Genomic DNA, 24,754 nt, shown 5'->3' on the forward strand with positions numbered 1-24,754 from the left:
GGACTTCCCAATGGGGATTGTCAAGTCACGCTGCTGCTGGGATCGGGGGTGAGGCGTGGTAGTTGGCGTTGTCGCGGAGCATGGCCCACAGGACGTTCAGGCGTCGGCGGGCGAGGCAGAGCAGCGCTTGTTCATGTCGTTTGCCTTCGGCGCGTTTGCGCCGGTAGTAGGCCTTGGAAATCGGGCAGCCGGGCAGGCTGGCCGAGGCGGCGAGGTAACAGGCCCGCAGCAAACCGCGGTGGTAGCGGCGAGGCCGCCTGAGGTTGCCGCGGATCCGGCCGGAGTCGCGGGGAACCGGAGCCAGCCCGGCGTAGCCGGCGAGACGGTCGACCGAGCCGAACGCGGCGATGTCCCCGCCGGTAGCGGCGAGGAATTCCGCGGCGAGGGTCGGGCCGAACCCGGGCAGGGTGAGGATCACGTCGGCGTAGCGGTGCCGGCGACATCGCTCCTCGATCATCGCGTCGATCTCGGCGATTTCCGTGTTGAGGGCGATCACCGGCTTGGCCAGCCGTTCGACCATCGCGGCAGCGAGTTTCTGCCCGGGCAGCGTGGTTTGTTGCGCGGCGGCGGCTTCGATCGCCGCGTGGGCGACCGTGTCGGCTTTGCGGACCTTGCGGTTGTGCAGCCAGTGGATCAGGCGTTGCTCGCCCAGACGCCGGATCGCGTCCGGGGTTTGGTAGCCGGTCAGCAGCACCAGGTGTCCTTTGCGGGACAACTCGAGGCTGCGTTCCAGCGCGGGGAAGTACTCCAGCAGCTGGTGGCGGATCCGGTTGATCGCCCGGGTGCGGTCGCAGACCAGGTCGGTGCGCCGGTTGGTCAGGGTCCGCAGGTCAACCGCGAGTTCGTCCCCGGCCCGCAGCGGGCCGAGGTCGCGGCGGACGCGGGCCTGATCGGCGATGACGAACGCGTCTTTCTCGTCGGTCTTGCCCTCGCCTCGGTAGGTTCCGGCGGCGCGGTGGACCTTCAACCCGGTGATGTAGACCAGTTCTTGACCGTGGTTGACCAGCAGGCCGATCAGCAGCGCGGCACCGCCGGTGTTCAGGTCGATTGCCCACAGCACGTCGGTGTCGACGGCCGCGACGTCGGCGATCAGGTTCAGCAGTTCAGTTTCGTCGTTCTGGACTCGCCGGGACAACAGCCGTTCTCCGTCGTCGTTGATCACCACGCAGTGGTGGTGTTCCTTGCCGATGTCCACGCCGGCCCAGATTCGGGGCACGACCACCTCCATCACTCACCAGAACAGTTCACCCACAGACGACCACGCCGACGATGTCCTACACAGCGATCAACGCGTATCCCAATTAGCGGTCGAGTCGTCGCGAGGGACCGGGCGGCCAAGTCCTTTCAGCCTTGCCAACGGCGACGCCATGCAAGCCATACCCGGAGCCCCAGGGCCCACCGATCCTACGAATGACCAGTTCAGACCCAACAAAGAAGGTAGGACACACGCCATGTTGGCCAAAGGCAACGTCAAGGTCACCGATCTCCTCTGCGCCACTCCACCCGCGATTCCCGAGGGATCGCACGCGATGACCCAGCTCGTCGAACTCCCGCCGGCCGACCCGGGACTCGCGCCGCACCGCCACTCCGGACCGGTGTTCGGTTATGTGCTGGAGGGCAAGATCCTCTTCGAGCTGGAAGGCGAAGAACCCCGGGAAATCGTTGCGGGCGAGGCGTTCTGGGAACCGGGTGGTGACGTCGTGCACTACCAGGTCGTGAATCTGGATCCGCACGCTTGGACCCGGTTCGTCGCGGTGTGCGTCTGCGCTCCTGGGGTGGAAATGATCACCATGCTCGAACCGGAGGAGATCGTGGCTCGCGATCACCTGCGGCACCCCAGCGCGCGCCGGCACCAGGGCTGACCGCCGTCGCGACCAGACGCCCGGGCGATCGAATCGAAACGAGGATCCATGTCAGTACTGTCGCGACGGCCGGTGGCCGACATCGTCGCCCGCAGGTTCGCCGCCAAGATCAACGCCGCGATCCACCCCGCGAGCGAACCCCGGTTCGCCGAAATCACCATCAGTACACGCGACATCAGCGTCGAAACGCGCCACGGTCCGGTCGATGCGACGATCTACTTCCCCCCGTCACCGACCGGCACGCCCGGCGTTTACGTGAATGCCCACGGCGGCGGCTTCGTCGTGGGACGCCGGGAACAGGACGACGCCTGGTGCCGTTTCCTGGCCGCCCATGCCGATGTCGTCGTGCTCAACACGGACTACGCGCTGGCCCCGCACAACCGGTTTCCCACCCCCGTCGAACAGTTCTACGACGTGGTCCGGTGGGCGTCGGGACCGGAGCGTGACTGGGACGGCACCCGGTTGTGCGTCGGCGGCCAGAGCGCGGGAGGCAACCTGTCGGCGGCCGTGTCGCGGATGGCGCTGGAGAACGACGGGCCCGCCATTTCGTTGCAGGTTCTGCATTACCCGCCCCTCGACATCGTGACCCCGCCCTCACGGAAGCGGTCGCCGCTGGGCCCGAAAGCAGTCCTGCAGCCTTGGCTGTGCGAGGTGTTCGACACCGCCTACGTGCCCGATCGCGCGCGGCGCCGCCACCGGTTCGTCTCGCCGGCATGGGGAGACAACGCCGCCGGCATCGAGGGCATCGCACCGGCGCTCGTCATCACCGCGGAGTTCGACCGGCTGCGCGATGAAGCGAAGCGGTACGCGGACAAGCTCGAAGCCGCCGGCGCACTCGCCGAATACATCGAGGTGCCCGGGGTCGACCACGGTTACGACATCATGACCAACGAGACCGAGGTGATCCGCCGGATGTACGAGGCGATAGCAGCGCACGTCGGCCGTGCGATCGGCTGAAACTCGGTGTCGGCGTGCGGCTTCCGGGAGCTCCGTCTGCTACCGCGAAGCCGCGCGACCGACGGTCCAGCGCGACCGGAAGCACCAACCGCCTCGGCTCTGAAGGCATCCGCCGCCAGACCGCTTGCCCGTGAAAGGCCCACTGAGGTGAACCACACACCCGCACAGTCCGCCGCGTCATGATCCAGGATCTCTTGCTGCGCTGGATCGTCACCGCCCTTTTCGTCATCAGCGCGACCGAACGCGGGTACTGCATTGCCGCCGGCCGCCTTCCGCCGACGGACCTCGTCGGAAATTCGCTGCAGGCTCTGATGGCCATCGCGATGGCCGTGATGGCCTGGCCGGGCGGCGCCGGCCTGGCGGCAACCGGCCCTCTGCTGTTCTTCTTGCTGGCGGCCCTCTGGTTCCTCGCGGTCTCCGTAGGCCGCGCAAAACACCGTCGGGCCAACGCCTATCACGTGATGATGATGCTGGCGACGGCCTGGATGTACGCGGCGATGGGCGGCGGACTCCTGCCGGCTCCGCACGACGTCGCCAGTGCCGATGGCCGGCACGGTTCGTCGTCGATGCCCGGCATGGACATGCCCGCCATGGAGACCGCACCCGGCGCCGGCGGTACGCCGCCATTCTTCACCGGGCTCAACTGGCTGCTCACCATCGCGTTCGCTGTCGCTGGGGCGGGGTGGTCGTGGTGGCTTTTCGTGCGCCGACGGACCGCGCCGTCTCCGCCGGGCCGGGTGCAGGCCGGTATCGCGGCGCAGGCGGTGATGGCAGCGGGCATGGCCATCATGTTCGCCGTGCTGCCGTAGGGCTCAGGCCACCGGTTGGGCTTCGGCAAGCTCGCCGGCGAGAAGATGATCAGTCCCTGAACCGCGCCGGTGCCGCAAGACGCGGCGCGCGCCCACCAGAGCGTGGACGCTGATCAGGACCCACACGGAGTTCGCGGCGACCGCGGGCCACGAGCTGCTGGCCGCCGCCGAGACGGCCAGCAGCGCGGCGCCCGACAGGTTGAGCGACTGGAACGTGGCCGAGTCCGGTGCGACCCATCGGCGCGACACGAGTCCGTAGGCCGCCGCGGTACCCAGGGCGCCCGCCCACCCCGCCAGTTGGGTGGCCAGGGACAAGATTTCCTCCATGCCGCCATGGTGACCGGCGATGTGGGTGCAGCGCAATCGAACTTATCTGCTCCAGGGGTTAAGCTCTGCTGAATGCAGATCGATCCGCGCCGGCTCGCCGTGCTCCTGGCCGTGCACCGGGCCGGCGGCGTGCTGGCGGCCGCCGAGGTCCTGCACCTGACCCCGTCCGCCGTGTCGCAGCAGATCGCCCGGCTCGAGGAGGCGACCGGCACGGCGGTGCTGGACCGCCAGCCCAGCGGCGCCGTCCTGACCCCCGCCGGACGAGTGCTGGCCGAAGCGGCCGAACACATCGAAGCCGAACTCACCGACGCGCGCAAAGCCCTCGCGGCGCTGCGGGAAGACGTGACCGGCACCGTCGTCGTCGCGGCGTTCCAGACGGTCATCCGCACGCTGCTGATCCCCCTTGTGCACCGGCTGCAGGACCAGTTTCCCGGGCTGGATCTCCTCGTCCGGGAGATGGGCAGTGACAAGGCCCGGCACGCACTTCGGTCGGGGGCGGTGGACGTGCTCATCCTGGAAGCCGAGCACCCGGACGGGCACACCGCAGCGCCCCGCGGCACCCGGGACGTTCCGGTGCTCGAAGAACCTTGGCTCGTGGCCATGCCGGCCGCGATGGCCGATCCGGTGAGCACAGCCGACCTGGAGCACCTCCCGTGGCTCGGCGTCGACCCGGACGCGCCGGCGGCGCTCGCCGTCACCGAGCGAGCGCGCCGCGGGCTGCCGGCAGCACCTCCCCCGTTGCACAGCTACCACGACTACAACGTCGCGCTGTCGATGATCGCGGGCGGTCTGGGCATCGCGATCCTGCCCGCGCTCGCGATGCGCGGAGCACTGCCGGAAGGCGTGAAAGCGGTGTACCTGCCCGGCCTGGGGACGCGCACCCTGATCGCCCGCCACCGCACGACCCGCTCCGAACCGCGGAAAGAGGTGCTCACCGTTCTCGACGCGATCATCAGCCTGGCCGCCGAGCTTGACCCGAGCGTGCCGTGGACCGGGGAAACGAGCGCGGGAACGCCGGCCGGCTAGCGTCCGGCCGCAATCGGGGTCTCGTCGCGGAGCCAGCCGATCTCCGCAGAGCTGTGCACCGCGCCGGAGGTCTAGTCTTCGTTGCCCTTCTCACGCGAAGCCTGCACACGCGCGATCCGCTGGGAAGTACGGCGGAGATGCTTGGCCATGATGTCGCGGGCCTTCTCGGCATCCCGCGCGCCGATGGCCTCCACGAACTCGCGGTGCTCGCTGGTGCCCCGGTGGCCCATCAGCGGCGCGGCGACCTGGGCCTCGCGCAGCGACATCAACAGCGGGCCGTGGAACGAATGCACCAGCATCTCGATGGCGGCGTTGTGGGCGCACTTCGCCACCCGGACGTGGAACGCGGCCGACATCTCCATGCTGTACTCACCGCGCTTCAGGGCCGCCTGGTGCTCGCGTGTCATCTCGCGCAGTTCGTCGACGTCCTCTTCGGTCGCCCGCTCGATCACCATCTCGATGATGCCGAGCTCCACCACCTGCCGGGCCTCGATGACCTCCGGTGCCGTCATCGGCGAGAGGGTCACCAGGTCGGCCAGGTTCGCACCGAGCTTGGTCGACGAGGGCGTCGTGACGAACGCGCCGCCGCGCGCGCCGACCCGGATCGCGACGAGGCCGGCCGCCTCCAGCACGCGCAGCGCCTCGCGAACGGTGACCCGGCTGACGCCCATCTGGTCGCACAGGTCGCGCTCGCTGGGCAGCCGATCGCCGGGACGCAGTTTGTCCGCGCGGATGAGCGAGCGGATCTGCTCGACGATGACCTCCGACATCCGGCTCGACGACACGACGTCGAACAGCCCGCTGTCCGCCCGCGGAGCCGCCGCGGATCCACCCCGCCCTGCTGGTGCCATGCGCAGATCCTCTCACAGGACCACGGAAACCTCCCTGCCGAAGCGCCCGATCAAGGGTTGACCCGCAGCTGGAAGGCGCCTTATGGTCGTATCGTCGTTCGGTCTAACCAATAGACCTACCGGGAGACAAGGGCACGAGAACAACCAGGAGGCACCGTGAGGGAATCCGTCGCGCTCGCCTGCCGGGTGCTCGCCGCGACCGGCCTCGTCGAGCACGTGCTCGGCCACATCAGCGTCCGGATTTCGCCGGACGAACTGCTCGTGCGCTGCCGTGGCCCGCGGGAATCCGGCCTCCGCTACACGACGGCCGAGGACATCCGGCCGGTGCCGCTCCACGGCACGCCCGAGACCGGCGCCTGGAGCGTGCCCAACGAGCTGCCGATCCACACCGAAGTGCTGCGGCGCCGCCCCGGCGCGACGGCTGTGGTCCACGCGCACCCGCCCGCCGTGGTCACCATGTCACTGGCCGGACTGCCGTGGCTGCCGCTCTTCGGCGCCTACGACATCCCGGCGGCGCGGCTCGCCGCCGACGGCATCCCCGTGTGGCCGCGCTCGGTGCTGGTGAACGACCACGACCTCGCGGGGCAGATGGCCGAGGCGCTGGGCGAGAAGCCGGTGCTCGTCCTCAGTGGACACGGGCTGGTCAGCGTCGCCGGCGGCGACCCCGAGACGGCGGTGGCCCAGGCCGTGCTGCAGGCCATGGCCGTCGACTCGCTCGCCCGGCACACGCTCGCCGTCGCCCACGCCGGTGGGAAGCCGGTGGCCATCCCCGACGAGGACCTCGCGCTCCTGCCCGATCTGGGCGGGGCGTTCACCGTCGCGACCATGTGGCGGCACGTGGTGCGGCGCACCGAAAACCCCTGAAGTCCCCGCGAGTACGACAAGGAGAGCAGCAGTGCGTGACGAGTACCTGAAGGGTGTCCTGGCCAGCGAGAAGAAGAACCTCGACTCCTCCGAGATCGCGGCCCGCGACGAGTTCAACCGGCAGCACCCGCCGAACAAGGGCCTGGTCGTGGAGGACGACCTGCGGAAGATGGAGCTGCCCGCGCGGCCGTGGCGCAACAACCGCGGCCACTACTTCGACCTCGCCGACTACGAGGTGCTGAGCGCCCACATCTCAGAGCTCAAGCCGGGCAACAACTCCGTCCGCCACCGCCACACCACCGAGGCCTACCTCTACGTGGTCAAGGGGCACGGCTTCTCGCTCATCAACTACGACGACGAGCCGATCGAGGTCGTCGAATGGCAGGAGGGCACGCTGTTCGCGCCGCCGCGGTGGGCGTGGCACCAGCACTTCAACCTCGACGGCAACGACACCGCCCGCTACCTCGCGATCCAGGACACCGGGCTGCTGCGCACCATGCGCCTGCACAACATCGAGCGCCACGGCGTCCAGCTCTCCCCCGAGGAGGGCAAGAAGATCCTCGACGCCGCCGCCGAGGCGGGCACCACCCACGGCTCGCGCAAGTAACCGGCCTCCGGCCGTGCTTCCGGCGACCGAGGCGGGAGCACGGCCAGGGCCACGAACCCATCACACGTGAGGAGCGCCCGTGTCCGAATGGCTCGACCCGAACGTCGCGACATCCTGGCTGGAACAGGACAAACTCGTCGGATTCCTCGTGCTGCCCCGGCGGATCGCCGCCACGCTGGTGGCGGGCGACCGGCCGCGGACGAAACTGGTGGCCGACATCGGCAGCGGCCCCGGTGACTTCCTGGAGGTCCTGCTCGATCTCTTCCCCGCCGCGCACGGCATCTGGACCGACGTCTCCACCGTGATGGCCGACACCGCCCGGACGCGGCTCGCCCGCTACGGCGACCGCGTTTCCTACCAGCTCACCGACATGACGGACCTCGCGGAGCTGCCCGGCGGCCTCGACGTGGTGATGACGTCGAGGGCCAGCCACCACCTGGATCCGGCTCAGCTGGCGCGGTTCTACACCGAGGCGGCCGAGCACCTGGCGCCCGGCGGCTGGCTCCTGAACCTCGACCACATCGGGCCCGGCCCGGTGTGGGACGCGCGGCTGCGCGCGGTCCGCAAGCAGCTCATCCCGCCTTCCGACAAAGCCGGAGCCCACCAGCACAACGACGCCCTGCCGTCGGTCACCGACCACTTCGACGGGCTCGCGAAGGCCGGGTTCAGCGACGTCGAAATGCCGTGGCGCGGCCTGTACACCTGCCTGTTCACGGCTCGCCGTGACGGCTGAGGCGTCCGGCCGGCTCGCCCGCCTCCGCTCCACGCTGAGCGGCCGGGAGTGGGCGTCGCTGGCCGGCATGGCCACGGTCATCCTGCTGCTCAACCTCGTCGGCTGGGGGGTGCTCGGGCTCGTGGTGGTCCCGGCGCGCCATGCCCTGGGCGGGGGCCAGATCTACGGCATCGGGCTCGGCGTCACGGCGTTCACGTTGGGACTGCGGCACGCTTTCGACGCCGACCACATCGCCGCCGTCGACAACACCACCCGCAAGCTGATGGCCGAGGGCGGACGGCCGTTGTCGGTCGGGTTCTGGTTCTCCCTCGGGCATTCGACCGTCGTGTTCGTCCTGTGCCTGCTGCTCTCGCTCGGTGTGCGCGCGCTCGCCGGTCCGGTCGCGAACGACTCGTCGGGGCTGCACCAGGTGACCGGCTTGATCGGCACCTCGGTGTCCGGTGTGTTCCTCTACGCCATCGGGATCGTCAACCTGGTGGTGCTGTTCGGCATCCTGAAGGTGTTCCGCGAGATGCGCCACGGCCGGTTCAGCGAGGCCGAACTCGAAGAACACCTGGCGCGGCGCGGGGTGCTGAACCGGCTGCTGTCCGGCGTGACGAAGGCCGTGCGCAAGCCCTGGCACATCTATCCGGTCGGTGTCCTCTTCGGACTCGGGTTCGACACCGCCACCGAGGTGGGCCTGCTGGTACTGGCGGCGGGCGCGGCGGCGTTCGCGTTGCCGTGGTACGCGATCCTCGTGCTGCCGGTGCTGTTCGCGGCGGGGATGACACTGTTCGACACCGCCGACGGCTGCTTCATGAACTTCGCCTACGGGTGGGCGTTCGCGAAGCCCGTGCGCAAGGTCTTCTACAACCTCACCGTGACCGCGCTGTCGGTGGCCGTCGCGCTCGTCATCGGGACGATCGAACTGCTGTCGATCCTTACCGACCGGCTCGGGATCGTCTCGGGCCCCCTCGCCGCGATCGCCGACGTCGATCTGAACAACGCCGGCTTCGCGATCGTCGGGCTGTTCGTCGTGACGTGGCTCGTCGCGGTCCTCGTGTGGCGAGTCGGCCGGATCGAGGAGAAGTGGTCGGCCCACCTCTCCCCCGACCCCGACCGTTAGGTGCCCGGCCCGTCGAACAGCTCCGCCACGCCCGCGACGGTGATGCCCTCCATCACCTCGCGGGCGGTGTGCGCCACCGGCAGGGCCTGGCCCACGCCGCCGGCCATGCGGAACGCGTTGGCCAGGTCCTTGCGGTACCAGGTGAAGCGCATCAGTTCGAGCTCGGCGAGGGTCGTGCTCGCGGCCGGTCCGTCGAGCAGGGCCGGGCGCAGCTTCGCCGGCTCGACGCCGAGGCTGCGGCCGAGCCGCATCGCCTCGACGATCGCCGTGATCTGGCCCCAGTGGCACAGGTTGTTCACCGTCTTGCCGACCTGACCGGAGCCGAGCGGCCCAAGGTGGTGCACCGCTTTCGTCCACGGCGTGAGCGCCGGGCGCACGCGGTCGAGCACGGCTTCGTCACCGCCGACCAGCAGGGCGATCTCGCCGTTCTCCGCCCCGCGGACGCCACCGGTGAGTGCCGCGTCCAGCACGGCCACACCGGTCCCCTCGGCGTCGAGGGCGACCCGGTGACAGGTCTCGGGCGTCACCGAACTGCAGATCAGCAGCACGGACCCGCGCTTGGCCGCGGCCAGCACGCCCGCCGACACCTCGAGCACGTCCTCATCGGACGGGACGATCACGAGCACCACGTCGCACTCGCCGAGCTCCGCCACGGACGCGGCGGCCCGCGCGCCCGCGCCGACATATTCGTCCACTGTGGATCGTTCCCGGTCGAACACCACGGTGTCCACTCCGGCGCGGACGAGGTAGCGGGCGATCGGCCCACCCATCGCCCCCAGCCCGGCCACCCCGACGCTCCCGGCTCCCTGGTTCGACATCAGCACCTTCCTTCCCCGCGAAACGCGGTCGACGAAAAGGGCCTGCCTCGCGGCGAAACACGAGACAGGCCCTGGGAACGGACGATCAGACGGACGTGGCGGCTTCGGCCAGCTCGCCGGTGTACTCCGGAGCGTTTTCGAAGTAGTGCACCTTGTCGTAGCCAAGGTGCTTGAACATGCGGTTCTGCGCGGAGAGCAACCGCAGCGGGGTGCCGTCGGCGGCGAAGTGCATGGCGATCGTGTTCTGCGGTACGTAGAGCGTGTCGCCCTTCTTGATCTCGTGCCGGGTCGCCTCCTTCGCGACCCGCGCGTAGTACTTCTCCGCGATCTCCTCCTGCACCTCCCAGTGCAGCGAATAACCGGAGCCGTCGAGCACGTAGAGGATCTCGTCGGCCATCTTCCAGTGCTTGCCCGAGTGGCTGCCGGCCGGAATGTCGAGCTCGAAGACGTCGACGGAGAACTGACGCAGGTCGGTCCGCTCGGGACTGTTGAGCACCCGGACGCGGCCCATCGGGGTGGTTTCCCAGACCGTGTCCTCCTGGCGCACCACCTTCTTGCGCTCCAGCACACCGTCGGTCCAGATCCGTGACCAGTCCTCACGCTCGCCGAACTCGTCCGGCCGCTCGATGGGGCCGCTGCGGCCCTGCTGCAGCAGGCCCAGGAACATCCACGTGCACTTGGCCTTCATCACCAGGGCGACGGCTTTTTCGTCATAGGGGTTGTAGTGCCGGTGCACGGAGTCGGTGTGCACGAAGACCAGCTCCCCGGCCTTCCAGTCGTAACGCTGGTCGTCGTGGATCTCGTAGCCGGCACCCTCGAGGATGTAGAAGGACGCCTCGTTCTGGTGACCGTGGCCGCGGTTGGAGCTGTGCGGCGGCAGCTCGACGAAGTGCACCTGCAGCGTCTGGGTCAGGAATTCCTCGTCCCCCGGCCCGACCCGCCACCACGTGCGGGACTTCTCCGAGTCACCGGAGTGCGCGACCTTCGCGTCGTCGACCACGACCGAGTCGTCCCGGACCCGTTCGGCGGCCAGCTGGGCCTGTCGGAACTGACCGAGCCCGTAGGTCTCAGAAGTCAAGCCACGTACGAACACGCGTCCCTTCTTGCCCATGTGCGTTCCTCGCTTTCCCGCGCCTTGGCGCTTTTCGACGGAGGCAGAAGACGTTCCTCCCGGACCGCTGCCCGGGTACGCTTCGAAGTATAGGCCTAACTGTCCTACCAATCCAGAGACGAGGGCCCGGGAGGCTTCGTTGAGCGACATCCACCTCAGCATCGCGACCACCGACTACGACCATTTCCGCGACTTCCGCACCGGCGCCGTGCGCGCTCAGGGCATCGACCACACCTGGTCGATGCTGAGTCATCACGAGATCTTCGCGCGGTTCACCGCGAACCGCGAGTGGGACGTGGCCGAATTGTCCTTCGCCAAGTTCAGCACCCAGATCACCCGCGACGAACCGGACATCGTGGGACTTCCGGTCGTCTGCTCGCGGTTGTTCCGGTTCGGCGCCTTCTACGTCAACCGCCACAGCGGAATCCGCTCCGTCGAAGACCTGCGCGGCAAGAAGGTGGGCTCCCCCGAGTGGGCCCACTCGGCGGCGGTGTACATGCGCGGCTGGCTGCACAACGACATGGGCGTGAAACTCGACGAGATCGAGTGGTACCAGGCCGGCGCGAACGCCCCGGGCCGCGTCGAGAAGGTCGAGTTGACCCTGCCGGCCGGCGTGCGGCTCACCCGCGTCGCCGATCGGTCGCTGTCGGACATGCTCGCCACGGGCGACCTCGACTGCGCGATCATCGCCCGGCCGCCGACGTGCTTCCTCGAAGGCCACCCCGACGTCGTGCGCTTGTTCCCGGACTACCGGGAAATGGAACAGCAGTACTACCGGGACACCGGCATCTGGCCGATCATGCACCTGATCGCGATGCGCCGGCAGGTCCTCGACGAGCACCCGTGGGCGGCGCGCAATCTCTACAACGCCTTCCTGGAGTCGAAACAGCGCAGCGTCGAACGACTCCTCGACCCCGCCGTTTCGCGCTACCCGCTCCCCTGGCTCGCCACGTACGGCCGCGAGATGCGCGACGTCTTCGCCGGTGACCCGTTCCCGTTCGGCATCGAACCGAATCGCGCCACGTGGGAACAGCTGCTCACCTATGCAGCCCAGCAGGGTATCGCGCACCGGCTCGCCACCCCCGACGAAATCTTCCCCGACGGGATCATGACGGAGGTCGTGGTCTGAACCCCACCGAACTAATCGGCCATTCGGCCCTGGGTTTTCCGCCGGGCTTTGACAGAATGGCTGCCACTTCGCCGCAGGCCGAGCCCGCCGGCACCCGCCGCGCCCCGGCCGCGCCACCCTGCGCGCGCGGTCCGAAGTGGATCTGCGGGACGAGGATTTCGATCCGGAACAGCATCGGTTCCAACGGTTGACAAATGGTCATACCATAGGGCCATACTGCTCGAACCGAACGGCCCGCCGCCTCAGGCACCGGGCCCTTCGGCACCCGAAGCCCTGCGACAGTTCCGCACTCACATCGAGGTGAGCCCGCCTTGTTCCGGTAGGCGGTCCCCTCACCGAAGGGAACCGCAATGCACAAGAGGCGAAGCATCCGGCGAACCGTTTCGGCCGTCCTCGCCGGCGGCCTGGCGCTGACGATGGCCGCCGCGTGCGGCTCCGACGCCGCCGGCTCCTCCGGCCAGGCCCAGACCGCCGCCGACAAACTCACTCCCCAGCAGCTCGCCGCGGAAGCGGCGAAGGAAGGCCAGGTGGTCTGGTACACCACGTTCGCCGACGCCGACGTCGCGCCGATCATCGCGTCGTTCAACAAGGTCTACCCGAAGATCAAGGTCAACGCCCTCCGGCTGAGCGCCGACAAGATCCCGCCCCGCGTGATCACCGAACAGCGCGGCGGGAAGTACAACGCCGACGTGGTCTCGGGTGACTCCCCGCAGATCGCCCAGCTCCTGCAGGCGGGTGCGCTGCAGCCTTACCACCCGGTCGACGCCGCGCCGCTGCCCGCCGGGCTCAGCCTGCCCGACGGCTACCAGGGTGTCGTGTACGCCGTCACCACCGTGCTCTCCTGGAACCCCCAGGTCCTCAAGCAGAAGGGCCTGACCGCGCCGAAGTCCTGGGAGGACCTCACCAAACCCCAGTGGCACGGCCAGTTCTCGATCGACCCCGGCGCGGTCAACTGGTACGACAGCCTGATCGCCGCGATGGGCCACGACAAGGCGCTGGCGCTGCTGAAGGGGCTCGGCAACAATGCGCCGGTGTTCGTCGAGAGCCACACCCAGTCATTGACGAACGTGCAAGCCGGCGAGCCGCTCGCCGCCGCGACCGCGTACGGCTACAAGGCGTCCAGCCTGAAGAAGAAGACACCGAACACCCTGGACTTCGTCAACGGCACCCCGCTGCCGGCGTCGCTGAACCTCATCGACGTCGTGAAGAACTCGCCGCACCCCAACGCCGCCCGCCTCTTCGACGACTGGATGGTCTCCAAGGCCGGGCAGCAGGAGATCGTCGACGTCACCAACCACACGTCGGTCCGCCCGGACGTCACCAACGACTCGAAGGTGTGGGACGAAACGAAGTGGCCGGCCGCGTGGGGCCACCCGAACCTCTCGCAGGCGGACTACAACAACGAGCTCGCGGAAATGAAGTCGGCCCTGAAAGCACCGTGACTCGCAAAGGCCGCGGCGGACGCCCCCGGCGAAAGGACCAACGATGACCCTGCTGGACACCCGACCCGGCGACCCGGCACCCACCGAGACCGGCCGGACCGCGGCGACCCCGCGCCCCCGGTCTTGGCGGTCCCTGCTGCAGCCGCGCTACCTCACGCTCGCCATCGCGGCGATCGCGGTGGCCTACCTCGCGCTGGTGCCGGTCGGCACGATGATCTACGCCAGCCTGCAGACCTCGTTCCTCGGCACCGGCGGTTCGGTGTGGACGCTGCAGAACTATGTCGCCACCTTCACCTCCGACGGCTTCGGCACCCTGGTGCTGAATTCGTTCCTCTACGCCGGGGTCACCGCGATCGTGTGCACGGTGATCGGCTTCGGACTGGCGTGGCTGGTGAGCCGGACCAACACGCCGTGCAAGGCCTTCGCGCAGCTGGCTGCGCTCGTGCCGCTCATCGTGCCGGGCATCCTCAACACGGTGGCCTGGGCTCTGCTGCTCTCGCCCGAACGCGGGCCGCTCAACGGCGTCCTGCGGTCACTGGGGCTGCCGATCTTCAACATCTATTCGATCCCCGGCATGGTGTTCGTGCAGTCCATCCACGTCGCACCGGTCGCGTTCCTCATGGGCACGGCGGCGTTCAGCTCGATGGACTCCTCGCTGGAAGAGGCCGCGCTCGCGTCCGGCGCCTCCCCCGTGCGCACGTTCCGGGTGATCACGCTGAGGATGGCGCGGCCGGCGATCCTGTCCGCCGCGCTGCTGATGTTCATCCAGACGATCTCGACGTTCGAGGTGCCGCAGCTGATCGGCGTGCCGGGCCACACCTACGTGTTCGTCAGCCGGATCTACAGCGCGTTGCAGGCGTTCCCGGCCGACTACGGCACGGTCGGCGTGATCGGGGTGTTCGTGCTGTTCATCGCCTCGATCGGGCTGGTCCTGTCGCAACGGCTGAGCCGGCGCTCCGCGACGCAGACGATCACCGGCAAGGGATTCCGTTCGACGGTGCAGGACCTGGGCAAGTGGCGCTGGGCTGGGCTGGGCGTGTTCATCCTCTTCTTCCTCGTCGCCGTCGTGCTGCCGCTGGCGATGCTGATCTGGTCGTCGCTGCTGCCCGGTTACGAACCACCGTCGCTGAAAGCGCTGGAAGACCTGAACTTCGGCAACTACGCCCAGATCTTCCGGCAGCCGGCCCTGATCGACTCGGTGCGCAACAGCGTCGTCACCGCGGTGAGCTCGGCGCTGATCGTCACGGCGCTCAGCGCCGTGGTCGCCTACATCACCGTGAAGACGAAGGTGTTCGGCCGGGGGCTGCTCGACGGCCTCGCGACCGTGCCGATCGCCGTGCCCAGCATCGTGATGGGCGTCGGCATCCTCTACTGGTACCTCGCCGCGCCGCTACCGGTGCACCTGTACGGCACGCTGACGATCCTCGTCGTCGCGTTCGTGACGATCAGCCTGCCGTATGCGATGCGGTACCTCGTGCCGGGCATGTCGCAGATCAAGGACGAACTCGAAGAGGCGGCGACCGCGAGTGGCGCGTCCTGGAACCAGACCTTCCGGCGGGTGTTCGTCCCGCTGCTCATGCCCTCGCTGCTGGCGGCGTTCCTGTACACGATGATCGTCGCGTTCCGCGAGATCTCGGCGGCGATCTTCCTGTATTCCTCGGGCTCCGAGGTCGTCTCGGTGAGCATCTACGACCTCTACTCCAACGGCTCGTACCCGGTGGTCGCCGCGCTCGGCGTGGTGATGGTGCTGTTCCTGACGATCCTCGTCGCCGGTGTCCGGCTGCTCGGGCGCCGGTTCGGGATCCAGGGCGCGAATCAGAGCTGAGCAGATCCGACAACAACCCCCGCAGGAGAGTGGGATCCGAAGATGATCAGGCTGACCGGACTGACGAAACGATTCCCGGGCCGGACCGTGGTGGCCAACGCGGTCGACGGGATCGACCTGGAGATCGCCGAGGGCAAGCTGGTGACCCTCCTCGGCCCCAGCGGCTGCGGAAAGACCACCACGCTGCGGCTGATCGCCGGGCTGGAACGCGCCGACGCCGGCGCGATCGAACTCGACGGCAAGGTCGTTTCCGACCCGCGCAACGGGGTGTTCGCCGGCGCGCACCGCCGGCCGATCGGGATCGTGTTCCAGTCGTACGCGATCTGGCCGCACATGTCCGTCGTGCAGAACGTGATGTTCCCGCTGCGCGTCGGCAAACCACGAGCCCGGACCGCCCAAGCGCGGCAGAAGGCGCTGGACGCGCTCGAGCTCGTGGGCCTCGCCGACCTGGCCGAACGCCCGGCCCCGGCCTTGTCCGGCGGCCAGCAGCAGCGCGTCGCGCTGGCCCGCGCCCTCGTGCGCGAGCCGAAGGTGCTGCTGCTCGACGAGCCGCTGAGCAACCTCGATGCGGGCCTGCGCGACCGGATGCGCGACGAAATCCGCGCCGTGCAGCAGCGGCTCGGCATCACCACCGTGTTCGTGACGCACGATCAGGACGAAGCCCTCGCGGTGTCCGACGACGTGGTGGTGATGAACAGCGGATCGATCGTCGAACGGGGCAGGCCGCAGGAGATCTACGCGCGGCCCCAGCAGGAGTTCACCGCGCGCTTCCTCGGGGTGTCCAACACGCTCACCGGTGTCGTCACCGAAGTACAGGAGACCGGTGTGTGCGTACAGGTCGGGCCGGGCAGGCTGACCTGCCGCGCCAATCCCGAGTTGAGCGCCGGCGACACGGTCAGCGTGTTCATGCGGCCGGAGAGCTTCGGCTTCTCCCGCAAGCAGCACGACGCCGAAGCCTGGAAGGGCACCGTGGAGTTCAGCATCTACCACGGTGACTGCTGGGACTACTACGTGCGCCTCGGTGACGACGTGCTGAAGGTCCGCGTCTACCGGGAGAAGGCCGGTCTCGCCCACGGCGATCCGATCTTCCTGCAGCCCGAGCCCGAGGACGCGATCGTCCTGCCCGCGCATTGACCCGAGAGGAGCCTGGCCGCCGATGAGCGCCCCGTATCCCCTGTCCGATCAAGCCCCCGGCGTCCCCGCACCGCTGCCCGGATTCGACTACCCGGCTCCGCGGTTCCCGGGGTACCTCCTGCAGGAGCGCACCGACGACCTCGAGGAGCTGATGCCGCTCGCGCGGGCGCACGTGCGGCGCCGCTACGGCCGGTCCGCGCTCGGCGACGTCCGGCCCGGCGACGAGCTGCTGCTTGTCACGTTCCCGCACCAGCACGAGCTGGTGTTCCGGGCGATCCGCCAGGCCCTGCTGGAGATCGGCGTCGAGCGGGTCGACCGGATCGACGTCACGGACCTCGGCATGGAGGTGAAGGAGTACAGCGCGGCCGAGGGCTGGCGGGAGATCACCGACCGGCTGCCGCCGATGATCGAGGAGGGCATCGAGTTCAACGTCGCCGCCGCGGCGCTGAAGCGCTTCCTCGACGACCGGCCCGGTTACACCGGCGTCTACGCGGGCGAAGCGGGGCGCTCGCACTGGAAACGCGCCGCCGGCAAGCGGATCCGGAACAACTGGGTGTACTCGACCTACGAGGACTTCATCTCGCGGGCCAACGGGATTCCCGACGAGATCTGGCGAACCGTGGACCTGATGGTCGTCGACGCGTTCCGCGACGCCGCCGAGGTCCGCATCACGAGTCCGGAAGGGACGGACCTCGGCTGGCAGGTGACACCACAGCAAGCGGAGCTGTGGCCCAAGGGCGCCTACATCTCGGGGCACATCCTCGGCTCGACGATCCAGGGCATCCGGTTCGGCCACCCGGCCGAGACGTTCCTGCGCGAAGCGAAGACTCTCATGCCCACCCTCAACGGGGTGATCGGCGGGACCAGCAACCACACCGGTTACTTCCCCCACGCATCGGTGACCATCGAGTCGGGGATGATCACGAAGATCGAGGGCGGCGGCCGCTACGGCGAGCTGTGGCGCGAGGTCGTGGAGCGCTACCGGGACACCCACTACCCCGGCTTCCCCTACCCGGGCTGGGCGTACTTCAACGACGCGTCGATCGGCACCAACCCCAAGAGCTACCGCCAGATCGAGACCCTGTGGAAGTACAACGACTCCTGGACGAACCTGCCCGAACGCGCGCAGGCCGGGGTGATCCACTTCGGCTTCGGCGCCGAGCACTGGGATCAGACGTTCCTCGCCTACGCCAAGGAGAACAAGCTGCCGACGATGCACTTCCCGCACGTGCACAACCTCTTCGCCACCTACGAGATCCGCCGTCGCAGCACCGGCGAGTGGGTGAAGCTGATCGACAAGGGGCGGATCACGGCACTGGACTCCGAGCGCGTGGTGCGCCTGGCCAGCAGCCTGGGCGGCACGCACCACCTGGAGTACGACTGGATCCCCGCGGTGCCGGGCATCAACTACCCCGGTGACTACCACCGGGACTACGCACCCGACCCCGTGTCGTGGATCCGTCGCGAGCAGACCGGGGAGTTCGCCCGATGACCGCACCGTTCTACCTGCCGGCCGGCGACGAGGTGGACCTGTTCCGCGCGGCGTACGACCAGCGCATCCCGGTGCTGCTCAAGGGTCCCACGGGCTGCGGCAAGACCCGGTTCGTCGAGTACATGACGTGGGAGATCGCGAAGCAGCGCACAGGGACGCCGCCGGCCGAGCCGCTGGTCACGATCACCTGTCACGACGACCTCACCGCGGCCGACCTCGTCGGGCGGTACCTGCTCTCGGCCGAGGGCACGACCTGGCTCGACGGGCCCCTGACCCGGGCCGCTCGCACCGGCGCGATCTGCTACCTCGACGAGGTGGTCGAGGCGCGCAAGGACACCACCGTCGTGCTGCACGCGCTGAGCGACCACCGGCGGAGGCTCCCGCTGGAACGGCTCGGCACCGAGGTGCTCGCACATCCGGACTTCCTCCTCGTGGTGTCGTACAACCCCGGCTACCAGGCGACGAGCAAAGACCTCAAGCCGAGCACGCGCCAGCGGTTCCTGGCCATCGAATTCGGCTACCCGGACGCCGACCTGGAGGCCGAGATCGTCGCGCACGAGTCCGGCGTGCCCGCCGACGTGGCTGCGGCGCTGGCCGCGCTCGGGGCCCGGATCCGCAACCTCGACGCGGCCGACCTCGTCGAGGGCCCGAGCACCCGGCTGCTGGTGCACGCCGGCGCACTGATCGGGCGCGGGGTGGCACCGCGGCGGGCGTGTGATCTCGCGCTGGTGCTGGCCACCAGCGACGACCGCGACGTGCAGGACGCCGTCCGCCAAGTGACGCACGCCGTCTTCGCGGCATGACGGCGGCGCTGGCACAGCTGACCGGTTCGCTGTCGCTGTACTACCGAGCGTTGTGCGGGCGCGGCTGCGAACTGGTGCCTTACGACGACGATGGCGAGTTGCGCCAGCACCCGGACACGGCGACCACCGTGCGGCTCCCGTCGCACGTCCACTCCGGACCGTCGTGGTACCGGGTGGCCGTGACGCACCGGGCGCTGCACCACGAACTCGGCACGTTCGAGCTGGCACTCGAGCGGCCGGAGCCTTTCTTCCGCCGGCTGCGCCCGGCGAGCCTGCGCGGCGGGCTGGACCGGTTCGCCGGCCTGTTCCCGAGGACGGCGCTCGCGGTCGAGGTGTTCACCGTGCTGGAGGACCTGCGCGTGGACAACGCGGCCCTGCGGCTGTTCCCCGGTCTTGCCGCGGCGTACGAGCGGGTGCGGGAACACGAGCTGGCGACGCGGCCGGACCTCGCCGCACTACCCGCCCGCTCGGCAGCGGCCGAGGCCCTGGTCCGCTTGAGCCTGGGCGCAGCCTCGGTCCGGCTGCCGCGGTCCCTGCGGCCGAACGTCGCCCGGCTGGCCGCGGTGGCCCGGGTGCTCACCGACCCGCGGTCCACTGTGGAATCGACGGCGGAAGCGGCGATCCGATGCTACGGCGTTCTCGCGCGCCTACCCAATCTCGAGCCGGCCGCGGGGCCGGGGCAAGACCTCTCGCTCGTCGACGACTCGTCCGATGTGGACTTTCCGGTCACCTTGCCGGAGGAGGAGTTCCGGCTCGAAGGTGACGAGGTGTTCGACGTCCGCTTCGTTCCCGTGCGCTACCGGGACGTGCCCGGTCCGCGCTATCTGGGCTTGCAGGCCTCCGGCATGCCGCTCGCCGAGGCGATCCTGCGGATGACCGGCGAGGAAACGGGCGCGGCCGACGAGTTCACCGAACGCTCGCTGGCGGCCGAGAGCGGACAGGTCGACGTCACGACGCCTGCGCGGCCGCCGGATCCGCTGCCGCACGACCACGGCCCCGACCTGGAGGATCACGACCACGCCGAATCCGGGCCGGTGCACGCGAGCGGACGGCACGAGTTCGCGTACCCGGAGTGGGATCACCGCGCCGGCCGGTACCTGGCCGACTGGTGCCTGGTCCGTGAGAAGCGGCCCCGCTCGGGGCGCAGCGCCCGCGGGCACCACGAGGCGCTCAGCCGGAACCGCGCGCTGCTGCCCGCGCTGACCGCACAGCTGGAACGGATGGCGCCGCTCGGGCGCCGCCGGCGTACGCGCTTGCGCCACGGCGACGACCTCGACCTGGACGCCTGCGTGGAGGCTATGGCCGACCTGCGGACCGGGCGGACGCCGCGGGAAGCCGTGTACAGCGCGCTGGAGCCAGTGGCCCGCGAGGTGGCCGTCGCGTTCGCACTGGACCTGAGCTCGTCGACGGCCGAACGCCTGCCCGAGCGCGCCGACGGCGTCCCCCGGATCCTCGACCTCGAGCGGGAGTCGGTCGCGCTGCTGCTGGAAGCGCTGGAGCGGGTCGGCGACAGCTACGGAATCTACGGCTTCTCCGGCACCGGCCGCGCGGACGTCGTGCTGTCGGTCGTGAAATCCCTCGACGAACGGCGCACCCCGGCGACCCTGCGCCGGCTCGCCGGGCTCGTGCCGCAGCACACCACGCGCATGGGCCCGGCCATCCGCCACCTCACCCGCCGGCTCGCCGCGCACGACGCTCCCTCGAAGCTGCTCATGCTGCTCTCCGACGGCCGCCCGTTCGACCTCGACTACGGGCAGCAGTACGGGGAAGACGCCGTGCTCGACTACGCGCTCGCCGACACCACCCGCGCCCTCACCGAAGCTCGCCACGCCGGTGTCCGGCCGTACCTCATCACCGTCGACCCCACCGGCGGCGACTACCTGCGCACGATGTGCGACCCGGACGAGTACCACGTCATCACCGACCCGCGCGACCTGCCGGCCGCCCTCGCGCGGCTCTACGTCACCGCGCGGCGCGCTTAGCCGACTCGACGCGGCTGCGTCTCAGTGCGGCTGCGAGAGGTCGCCGGGGCGGAACGCCTCCAGCGTGGTGCTGACGGGCGCGTCGAGCTCGGCCTTGTGCTCGCGCGGGTAGACCCAGCGCAACGCGGCCATCGACGCGGAGCCGGTGAACCCGCGCTCGTAGAAGATCTTGCCGTCGCCCTGGTAGCCGGAAACCGAGTACTGATCGCCTTCGTCCTTCCGGTAGGTCACCCGCCCGCCGTCCGCTTCGGCCTGGGCGACCGCGGCGGCCAGCGCCCGCGCCGAGGACTGGTCCGAGTTGCCGCCCCACACGGTCAGCGTCGCGTCGAGGTCGGCGTTGGTGAACGTCATCCCGTCCCCGTTAGCCGGAGCGCACGGCACTGGGAGGTAGCCCTCGGGAATCCGCGCGGTGAAACCGAACCGGGCGTTGGTGTACGTGGTCGGGTCCCCGGAGTGCGGCGGTGCCGGTGCCGACGACGACGGAGGCGCGAGCGAGGACGAAGCCGGCGATTGCGAACCAGACGGGGCCGACGCCGGCCTGCCGACCATCGCCAGCAACTTCGGCAGCAGGAGGTCGCCGAGCTCGCCGTACGGCACGGTCACGGTCTCCTGCCCGCTCGCCGTGTCGCAGCCGAGGTCGTACCAGAGGATGTCGAACTGGACTCCGGTCCCGGTGAACCCGAAGGCCGCGCCCGGCACGTGGTCGCCGCCCGCGCCGCGGTCCGCGGCGTCGATGCCGACCTGGCGGCCCTCCCCGTCGACCTCCGGCACGCGGCAGAACCCGTTTTTCGTGTGCGGTTCGAGCCGCCGGGTCAGTGTGGTCATCCCGGCCGCGGTCAGCACCTCCGGCCGGAACACGTCCTTGGGGCCGAGTACCTGCCCGGTGCCGAGGTCGGCGTTCACCGTTTCGGGGAACCGCCAGGTGGAGTGCGACAGCACGGACGAGTCGAGATCGTGATGGTAGCGCACGGAAAGCACGCTCGGCGTCTGCAGGAGGATCCGCGCCGTCGAGTGCACCGCGGCCGTGTCGCCGGTCTCCTGGAACCGGTCACGGTAGCCGGACACGCCGTCGCGGATCGTCTTCAGCCGCTTGTCGACCGGTGCGCGCAACGCGTCGTTGAGCCGTTGCCGGACCGCGGGATCCGAACCGCCGGACACCTGCGGGAACTGGAGGTCGTAGGTGACCGGCAGCGCCTGATCGTGTCCGGACAGGGTCTGCAGGCTGACGGTCAGTGCCGCCGGCGCGGGCGGTTCGTCGTGGTTGCCGAAGATCGCCACTCCCCCGGCGACCAGCGCGCCGACGATCAGCACCGAGGCGGCGATCTTTCCGGCGAGCACAGCCGTCGCGCCCGCCCCGGTGCCCGTGGCCGGCACCCCGGCCGCGACCGCCGCGGTGCCGGCGCCGACCGGCGCGGCGGCCGTCCCGGCACCGGCCAGCAGCGCCAATGGCGTCAGTGCGGTCAACGCGGCGGCCGACGTCGCCAGCCGCTTCCAGCCCCGCTTCTCCCAATTCCTTCCGTAAGCCTTGCGGGCGACGGTTTCCAGCTCCGTCACGAACGCGTCCGCCGTCGCCGGCCGCCACGCCGGGTCCTTCGCCATGCCCCGCGAAATCAGGGCCCGCAGCGCCTCGGGCACGGCGTCCAGCGGCACCGGCGCCGCCTGGTGCAGCGCACGCAGCCCGTCGGCCGTGTCCGCCCGGAACGGCACGTCCCCGGTCACGCACTGGAAGAACACACAGGTCGCCGCGTACACGTCGGTGGCGGGCAGCCCGGGCTGCCCGGACCACTGCTCCGGCGCCAGGTACGACGGTGAACCGGCCGTCAGGCCGTGGTGACCGTCCAAAGTGGCGAGTCCGAAGTCGACCAGCTTCGACTCGCCTTCCCGCGACACCAGCACGTTTCCCGGTTTGTAGTCGCGGTGGACCACGCCGGCCGCGTGCGCGTCGGCGAGGCCGAGCAGTGAGCCCTTGAGAACGGCCAGCGCCGACTCGGGAGCGAGCACCTTGCCGACGCCAGCAGCGCGCGCAGCGACACCCCGGGCACGGCCTCCATCACCAGCGCGGCGCTGTCCGGTGTCTCCACGAAGTCGAAGAGCCGGACCACGTGCGGGCTCCGGACACCCGCCAGCAGCCACGCCTCGCGCCGGAACCCGTCGGCGATCCTCGCGTCGGCGAGGTGCTCCGCGCGCAGGTACTTGATCGCCGCCATCCGCCCGGAGTCCTCGTGCTTGGCCAGCACGACCCGGCCGAAGCCACCGGTGCCGAGCACGTCCACCTCGGTGAACCCGGGCACTCGCCAGGTGTCGCCCATCCCCGCCCCCTCCGCGAACCGCGGAGGACATCAGATCACGACGGACAGCTCCGCACTACCGGAATGTGGCTTTCAGCGCGAAGTCGTCACGTCACACTCGGGTGAGGGCCGGCTGACGCTCGGAGGTCACGCCGGCTTGGCTTCCTCCGCCCTCGCCCGGGCGTACCGGCGCACCGGGTTCGCCCGGCCGAAGTGGCCGATGGCGAAGGCGGCGGTCGCGAGCCCTCCGATCATGAGCGCCAGCGCGGGACCGGCCACCGCCGCGACGGCGCCGATCACGGTGTCGCCGAGAGCGGGGCCGCCGCGTGAGGCCATCTGGTAGATCGCAGAAACCCGCCCACGCAGCGAATCCGGCGTCTCGAGCTGCACCGCGGCCTGCCGGATCGTCGTGGCCATCGCGTCGAAAGTGCCGAGCAACAGGCACGCCACCAGCGCTAGCACGAGCCCACCCGCCCAGGCGAGCAGGACCGCGCTCAGACCGTACGCGATCGTCGAAGCCAGCAGGACTTTCCCGAGCCGCGCGCTGCGATCGACCACGCGGAACACCGTGTACGTCGCGATCAGTGCTCCCGCCGACGGTGCGGACGAGAGCAGCCCGTACGCCGTGGCCCCCAGGTGGAGCCGGTCGATCGCCAGCGTGGGCAGGAGGACCCGGTACGCCGCGAAGACGGTCGCCACCAAGTCGAGCAGCACCATTTGCCACACGATCCGTCTGCTCAGAACGAACCGGACCCCCTCCACGAACTGCTCCCGCAGCGTGATGTGCTCCCCCGACCCCGGGAGGTGCGGGATCCGGAGCAGGGCCAGGGTGATCATCAGGAGCAGGTAGGTCACCGCGTCGACGGCGTACATCAGGCCTGGCCCGCTGACGGCGATCAGGACACCGGACAGGGCCGGTCCGAGGAGCACAGCCAGTTCCCGAGAAGGATTGAGCAGTGCGAAGGCCTGCGGCAGCTGCGCTCGCGGAACCAGCGCCGGGATCAGGGCTTGCCGGGCGGGCTGGTCGAAACTGGCCGCCGCCGTGGTGAGCACGACGGAGCCGACGACTTGCGCGACGTCGGCGTGACCGGCGAAGCTCGTCGCCGCGAGCGCGAGCGCCACGACCATGGCCACGGCTTGCGACCACTGGAGAAGCTTGCGCCGATCGACCCGGTCGGCGTACACGCCCGCCAACGGGCTGAGCACCACCAGCGCCACGACCTGGGCGGCACCCACCAGTCCGGTTTGCGCCACCGAACCGGAGAGTTCGTAGACCTGGTACAGATTCGCCGCGATCGTGCCGCGGCTGCCGATCTGCGAGAGGACAACGCCACCCCAGTAGAAATCGAAGTCGCGGTTGCGCAGGACCTCGGCGACCCTCATCGGGCGCCGCCGTGGCGTTCACGGTCGAGACCGAGCCGGATGGTCGTCACCGCTTCGGGCACACCTGCCTCCTGGGAGCACGACCCGGCCCCCGGGCCGGGATGGACGGTCGACATGCCATATTGCCTTATGGTCTAACCAAAAGTCCATACTTGCAGTAGGGTGCCCGGCGAACCACAATGCCGAAGGTAAAATGGTCCGGCCAA

Annotated in this window: 22 protein-coding genes and 1 pseudogene; 15 read left to right on the forward strand and 8 right to left on the reverse strand. The window is 69.6% G+C overall.

The annotated features are described in order from the left end of the window. Positions 1–25: 25 nt before the first annotated feature. The gene (locus tag I6J71_RS23785; protein WP_239155238.1) at positions 26–1,228 is read right to left on the reverse strand and encodes an IS110 family transposase; all 1,203 of its coding nucleotides are present in this window, start codon (positions 1,226–1,228) and stop codon (positions 26–28) included. Positions 1,229–1,529: 301 nt separating this feature from the next. Between I6J71_RS23785 and I6J71_RS23790 the strand changes: the two genes are divergently transcribed. The 3 genes from I6J71_RS23790 (at position 1,530) to I6J71_RS23800 (ending at position 3,628) form a co-directional block, all read left to right on the forward strand. Further along, the gene (locus tag I6J71_RS23790) at positions 1,530–1,862 is read left to right on the forward strand and encodes a cupin domain-containing protein (protein ID WP_239155240.1); all 333 of its coding nucleotides are present in this window, start codon (positions 1,530–1,532) and stop codon (positions 1,860–1,862) included. A gap of 48 nt (positions 1,863–1,910) precedes the next feature. Then, positions 1,911–2,819, forward strand: coding sequence for an alpha/beta hydrolase (locus I6J71_RS23795; protein ID WP_204096719.1), 909 nt, complete (start codon positions 1,911–1,913; stop codon positions 2,817–2,819). Between the two features lie 179 nt (positions 2,820–2,998). Beyond that, positions 2,999–3,628, forward strand: a complete 630-nt coding sequence (locus I6J71_RS23800; protein WP_204096720.1) for a DUF5134 domain-containing protein — start codon at positions 2,999–3,001, stop codon at positions 3,626–3,628. Between the two features lie 3 nt (positions 3,629–3,631). Here the strand turns inward: I6J71_RS23800 and I6J71_RS23805 are convergent, their stop codons facing one another. Beyond that, on the reverse strand, positions 3,632–3,955 hold the full coding sequence (locus I6J71_RS23805; RefSeq protein WP_204096721.1) for a hypothetical protein: 324 nt from the start codon (positions 3,953–3,955) through the stop codon (positions 3,632–3,634). A 72-nt stretch (positions 3,956–4,027) separates the two neighbouring features. On the opposite strand from I6J71_RS23805, the gene I6J71_RS23810 reads away from it, so the two are divergent. Next, positions 4,028–4,981: a LysR family transcriptional regulator gene (locus tag I6J71_RS23810; RefSeq protein WP_204096722.1), complete on the forward strand. Its 954-nt coding sequence runs from the start codon at positions 4,028–4,030 to the stop codon at positions 4,979–4,981. 71 nt (positions 4,982–5,052) lie between these two features. Here the strand turns inward: I6J71_RS23810 and I6J71_RS23815 are convergent, their stop codons facing one another. Further along, positions 5,053–5,832 carry a FadR/GntR family transcriptional regulator gene (locus I6J71_RS23815; RefSeq protein ID WP_204096723.1) on the reverse strand — a complete coding sequence of 260 codons (780 nt, stop codon included), beginning with the start codon at positions 5,830–5,832 and terminating at the stop codon, positions 5,053–5,055. 156 nt (positions 5,833–5,988) lie between these two features. Between I6J71_RS23815 and I6J71_RS23820 the strand changes: the two genes are divergently transcribed. From I6J71_RS23820 to I6J71_RS23835, 4 genes are all read left to right on the forward strand, one after another. After that, positions 5,989–6,696 carry a class II aldolase/adducin family protein gene (locus I6J71_RS23820; protein WP_204096724.1) on the forward strand — a complete coding sequence of 236 codons (708 nt, stop codon included), beginning with the start codon at positions 5,989–5,991 and terminating at the stop codon, positions 6,694–6,696. A gap of 31 nt (positions 6,697–6,727) precedes the next feature. Beyond that, on the forward strand, positions 6,728–7,303 hold the full coding sequence (locus I6J71_RS23825) for a cupin domain-containing protein (RefSeq protein WP_204096725.1): 576 nt from the start codon (positions 6,728–6,730) through the stop codon (positions 7,301–7,303). Between the two features lie 79 nt (positions 7,304–7,382). Next, positions 7,383–8,036 (forward strand): class I SAM-dependent methyltransferase, encoded by a 654-nt coding sequence (locus I6J71_RS23830; protein WP_204096726.1) that lies wholly within the window; start codon positions 7,383–7,385, stop codon positions 8,034–8,036. 67 nt (positions 8,037–8,103) lie between these two features. Beyond that, positions 8,104–9,141 carry a HoxN/HupN/NixA family nickel/cobalt transporter gene (locus tag I6J71_RS23835; RefSeq protein WP_204097209.1) on the forward strand — a complete coding sequence of 346 codons (1,038 nt, stop codon included), beginning with the start codon at positions 8,104–8,106 and terminating at the stop codon, positions 9,139–9,141. Here I6J71_RS23835 and I6J71_RS23840 read toward each other — a convergent pair. Both I6J71_RS23840 and I6J71_RS23845 read right to left on the reverse strand, forming a co-directional pair. After that, positions 9,138–9,959: an NAD(P)-dependent oxidoreductase gene (locus I6J71_RS23840; RefSeq protein ID WP_204096727.1), complete on the reverse strand. Its 822-nt coding sequence runs from the start codon at positions 9,957–9,959 to the stop codon at positions 9,138–9,140. The two genes, I6J71_RS23835 and I6J71_RS23840, sit on opposite strands and share 4 nt — an antisense overlap. 85 nt (positions 9,960–10,044) lie before the next feature. Then, a complete protein-coding gene (locus tag I6J71_RS23845) occupies positions 10,045–11,070 on the reverse strand; it encodes a cupin domain-containing protein (RefSeq protein WP_204096728.1) in 1,026 nt (341 codons plus the stop codon). 139 nt (positions 11,071–11,209) lie between these two features. On the opposite strand from I6J71_RS23845, the gene I6J71_RS23850 reads away from it, so the two are divergent. The 7 genes from I6J71_RS23850 to I6J71_RS23880 all read left to right on the forward strand — a co-directional run bounded on the left by I6J71_RS23850 (position 11,210) and on the right by I6J71_RS23880 (position 20,877). Beyond that, positions 11,210–12,199, forward strand: a complete 990-nt coding sequence (locus tag I6J71_RS23850) for a hypothetical protein (protein ID WP_204096729.1) — start codon at positions 11,210–11,212, stop codon at positions 12,197–12,199. Positions 12,200–12,549: 350 nt separating this feature from the next. Then, complete coding sequence (locus I6J71_RS23855; protein WP_204096730.1) at positions 12,550–13,641, forward strand: ABC transporter substrate-binding protein; 1,092 nt, start codon at positions 12,550–12,552, stop codon at positions 13,639–13,641. Between the two features lie 43 nt (positions 13,642–13,684). Continuing rightward, on the forward strand, positions 13,685–15,466 hold the full coding sequence (locus I6J71_RS23860; RefSeq protein ID WP_204096731.1) for an iron ABC transporter permease: 1,782 nt from the start codon (positions 13,685–13,687) through the stop codon (positions 15,464–15,466). 42 nt (positions 15,467–15,508) lie between these two features. Then, positions 15,509–16,600, forward strand: coding sequence for an ABC transporter ATP-binding protein (locus I6J71_RS23865; protein WP_204096732.1), 1,092 nt, complete (start codon positions 15,509–15,511; stop codon positions 16,598–16,600). A gap of 22 nt (positions 16,601–16,622) precedes the next feature. After that, positions 16,623–18,092, forward strand: a complete 1,470-nt coding sequence (locus tag I6J71_RS23870; RefSeq protein WP_204096733.1) for a hypothetical protein — start codon at positions 16,623–16,625, stop codon at positions 18,090–18,092. Next, positions 18,089–18,895 carry a CbbQ/NirQ/NorQ/GpvN family protein gene (locus tag I6J71_RS23875; protein WP_204096734.1) on the forward strand — a complete coding sequence of 269 codons (807 nt, stop codon included), beginning with the start codon at positions 18,089–18,091 and terminating at the stop codon, positions 18,893–18,895. Before I6J71_RS23870 ends, I6J71_RS23875 begins: the two co-directional genes overlap by 4 nt. Then, positions 18,892–20,877, forward strand: a complete 1,986-nt coding sequence (locus I6J71_RS23880) for a nitric oxide reductase activation protein NorD (RefSeq protein ID WP_204096735.1) — start codon at positions 18,892–18,894, stop codon at positions 20,875–20,877. The genes I6J71_RS23875 and I6J71_RS23880 overlap by 4 nt, the downstream gene beginning before the upstream one ends. A gap of 21 nt (positions 20,878–20,898) precedes the next feature. Here the strand turns inward: I6J71_RS23880 and I6J71_RS23885 are convergent, their stop codons facing one another. The 3 genes and pseudogenes from I6J71_RS23885 to I6J71_RS23890 all read right to left on the reverse strand — a co-directional run bounded on the left by I6J71_RS23885 (position 20,899) and on the right by I6J71_RS23890 (position 24,548). After that, the gene (locus I6J71_RS23885) at positions 20,899–22,878 is read right to left on the reverse strand and encodes a serine/threonine-protein kinase (protein WP_204096736.1); all 1,980 of its coding nucleotides are present in this window, start codon (positions 22,876–22,878) and stop codon (positions 20,899–20,901) included. A 50-nt stretch (positions 22,879–22,928) separates the two neighbouring features. Then, a pseudogene (locus I6J71_RS49875) lies at positions 22,929–23,186 on the reverse strand (protein kinase); the annotation flags it as partial. A 126-nt stretch (positions 23,187–23,312) separates the two neighbouring features. Next, positions 23,313–24,548: an MFS transporter gene (locus I6J71_RS23890; protein WP_204096737.1), complete on the reverse strand. Its 1,236-nt coding sequence runs from the start codon at positions 24,546–24,548 to the stop codon at positions 23,313–23,315. Positions 24,549–24,754: the final 206 nt, after the last annotated feature.

The organism is Amycolatopsis sp. FDAARGOS 1241 (assembly GCF_016889705.1).
Classification (GTDB): Bacteria; Actinomycetota; Actinomycetes; order Mycobacteriales; family Pseudonocardiaceae; genus Amycolatopsis.

What these genes read in the sequence shown, in the direction of transcription:
- I6J71_RS23800 (WP_204096720.1), top strand. Translation starts at nt 2,999, where the DNA reads ATGATCCAGGATCTCTTGCTGCGCTGGATCGTCACCGCCCTTTTCGTC.
- I6J71_RS23810 (WP_204096722.1), top strand. Translation starts at nt 4,028, where the DNA reads ATGCAGATCGATCCGCGCCGGCTCGCCGTGCTCCTGGCCGTGCACCGG.
- I6J71_RS23815 (WP_204096723.1), bottom strand. Translation starts at nt 5,832, where the DNA reads ATGGCACCAGCAGGGCGGGGTGGATCCGCGGCGGCTCCGCGGGCGGAC.
- I6J71_RS23855 (WP_204096730.1), top strand. Translation starts at nt 12,550, where the DNA reads ATGCACAAGAGGCGAAGCATCCGGCGAACCGTTTCGGCCGTCCTCGCC.
- I6J71_RS23880 (WP_204096735.1), top strand. Translation starts at nt 18,892, where the DNA reads ATGACGGCGGCGCTGGCACAGCTGACCGGTTCGCTGTCGCTGTACTAC.
- I6J71_RS23890 (WP_204096737.1), bottom strand. Translation starts at nt 24,548, where the DNA reads ATGAGGGTCGCCGAGGTCCTGCGCAACCGCGACTTCGATTTCTACTGG.
- I6J71_RS23790 (WP_239155240.1), top strand. Translation starts at nt 1,530, where the DNA reads ATGACCCAGCTCGTCGAACTCCCGCCGGCCGACCCGGGACTCGCGCCG.
- I6J71_RS23860 (WP_204096731.1), top strand. Translation starts at nt 13,685, where the DNA reads ATGACCCTGCTGGACACCCGACCCGGCGACCCGGCACCCACCGAGACC.
- I6J71_RS23805 (WP_204096721.1), bottom strand. Translation starts at nt 3,955, where the DNA reads ATGGAGGAAATCTTGTCCCTGGCCACCCAACTGGCGGGGTGGGCGGGC.
- I6J71_RS23795 (WP_204096719.1), top strand. Translation starts at nt 1,911, where the DNA reads ATGTCAGTACTGTCGCGACGGCCGGTGGCCGACATCGTCGCCCGCAGG.
- I6J71_RS23875 (WP_204096734.1), top strand. Translation starts at nt 18,089, where the DNA reads ATGACCGCACCGTTCTACCTGCCGGCCGGCGACGAGGTGGACCTGTTC.
- I6J71_RS23870 (WP_204096733.1), top strand. Translation starts at nt 16,623, where the DNA reads ATGAGCGCCCCGTATCCCCTGTCCGATCAAGCCCCCGGCGTCCCCGCA.
- I6J71_RS23835 (WP_204097209.1), top strand. Translation starts at nt 8,104, where the DNA reads ATGGCCACGGTCATCCTGCTGCTCAACCTCGTCGGCTGGGGGGTGCTC.
- I6J71_RS23785 (WP_239155238.1), bottom strand. Translation starts at nt 1,228, where the DNA reads ATGGAGGTGGTCGTGCCCCGAATCTGGGCCGGCGTGGACATCGGCAAG.
- I6J71_RS23840 (WP_204096727.1), bottom strand. Translation starts at nt 9,959, where the DNA reads ATGTCGAACCAGGGAGCCGGGAGCGTCGGGGTGGCCGGGCTGGGGGCG.
- I6J71_RS23865 (WP_204096732.1), top strand. Translation starts at nt 15,509, where the DNA reads ATGATCAGGCTGACCGGACTGACGAAACGATTCCCGGGCCGGACCGTG.
- I6J71_RS23845 (WP_204096728.1), bottom strand. Translation starts at nt 11,070, where the DNA reads ATGGGCAAGAAGGGACGCGTGTTCGTACGTGGCTTGACTTCTGAGACC.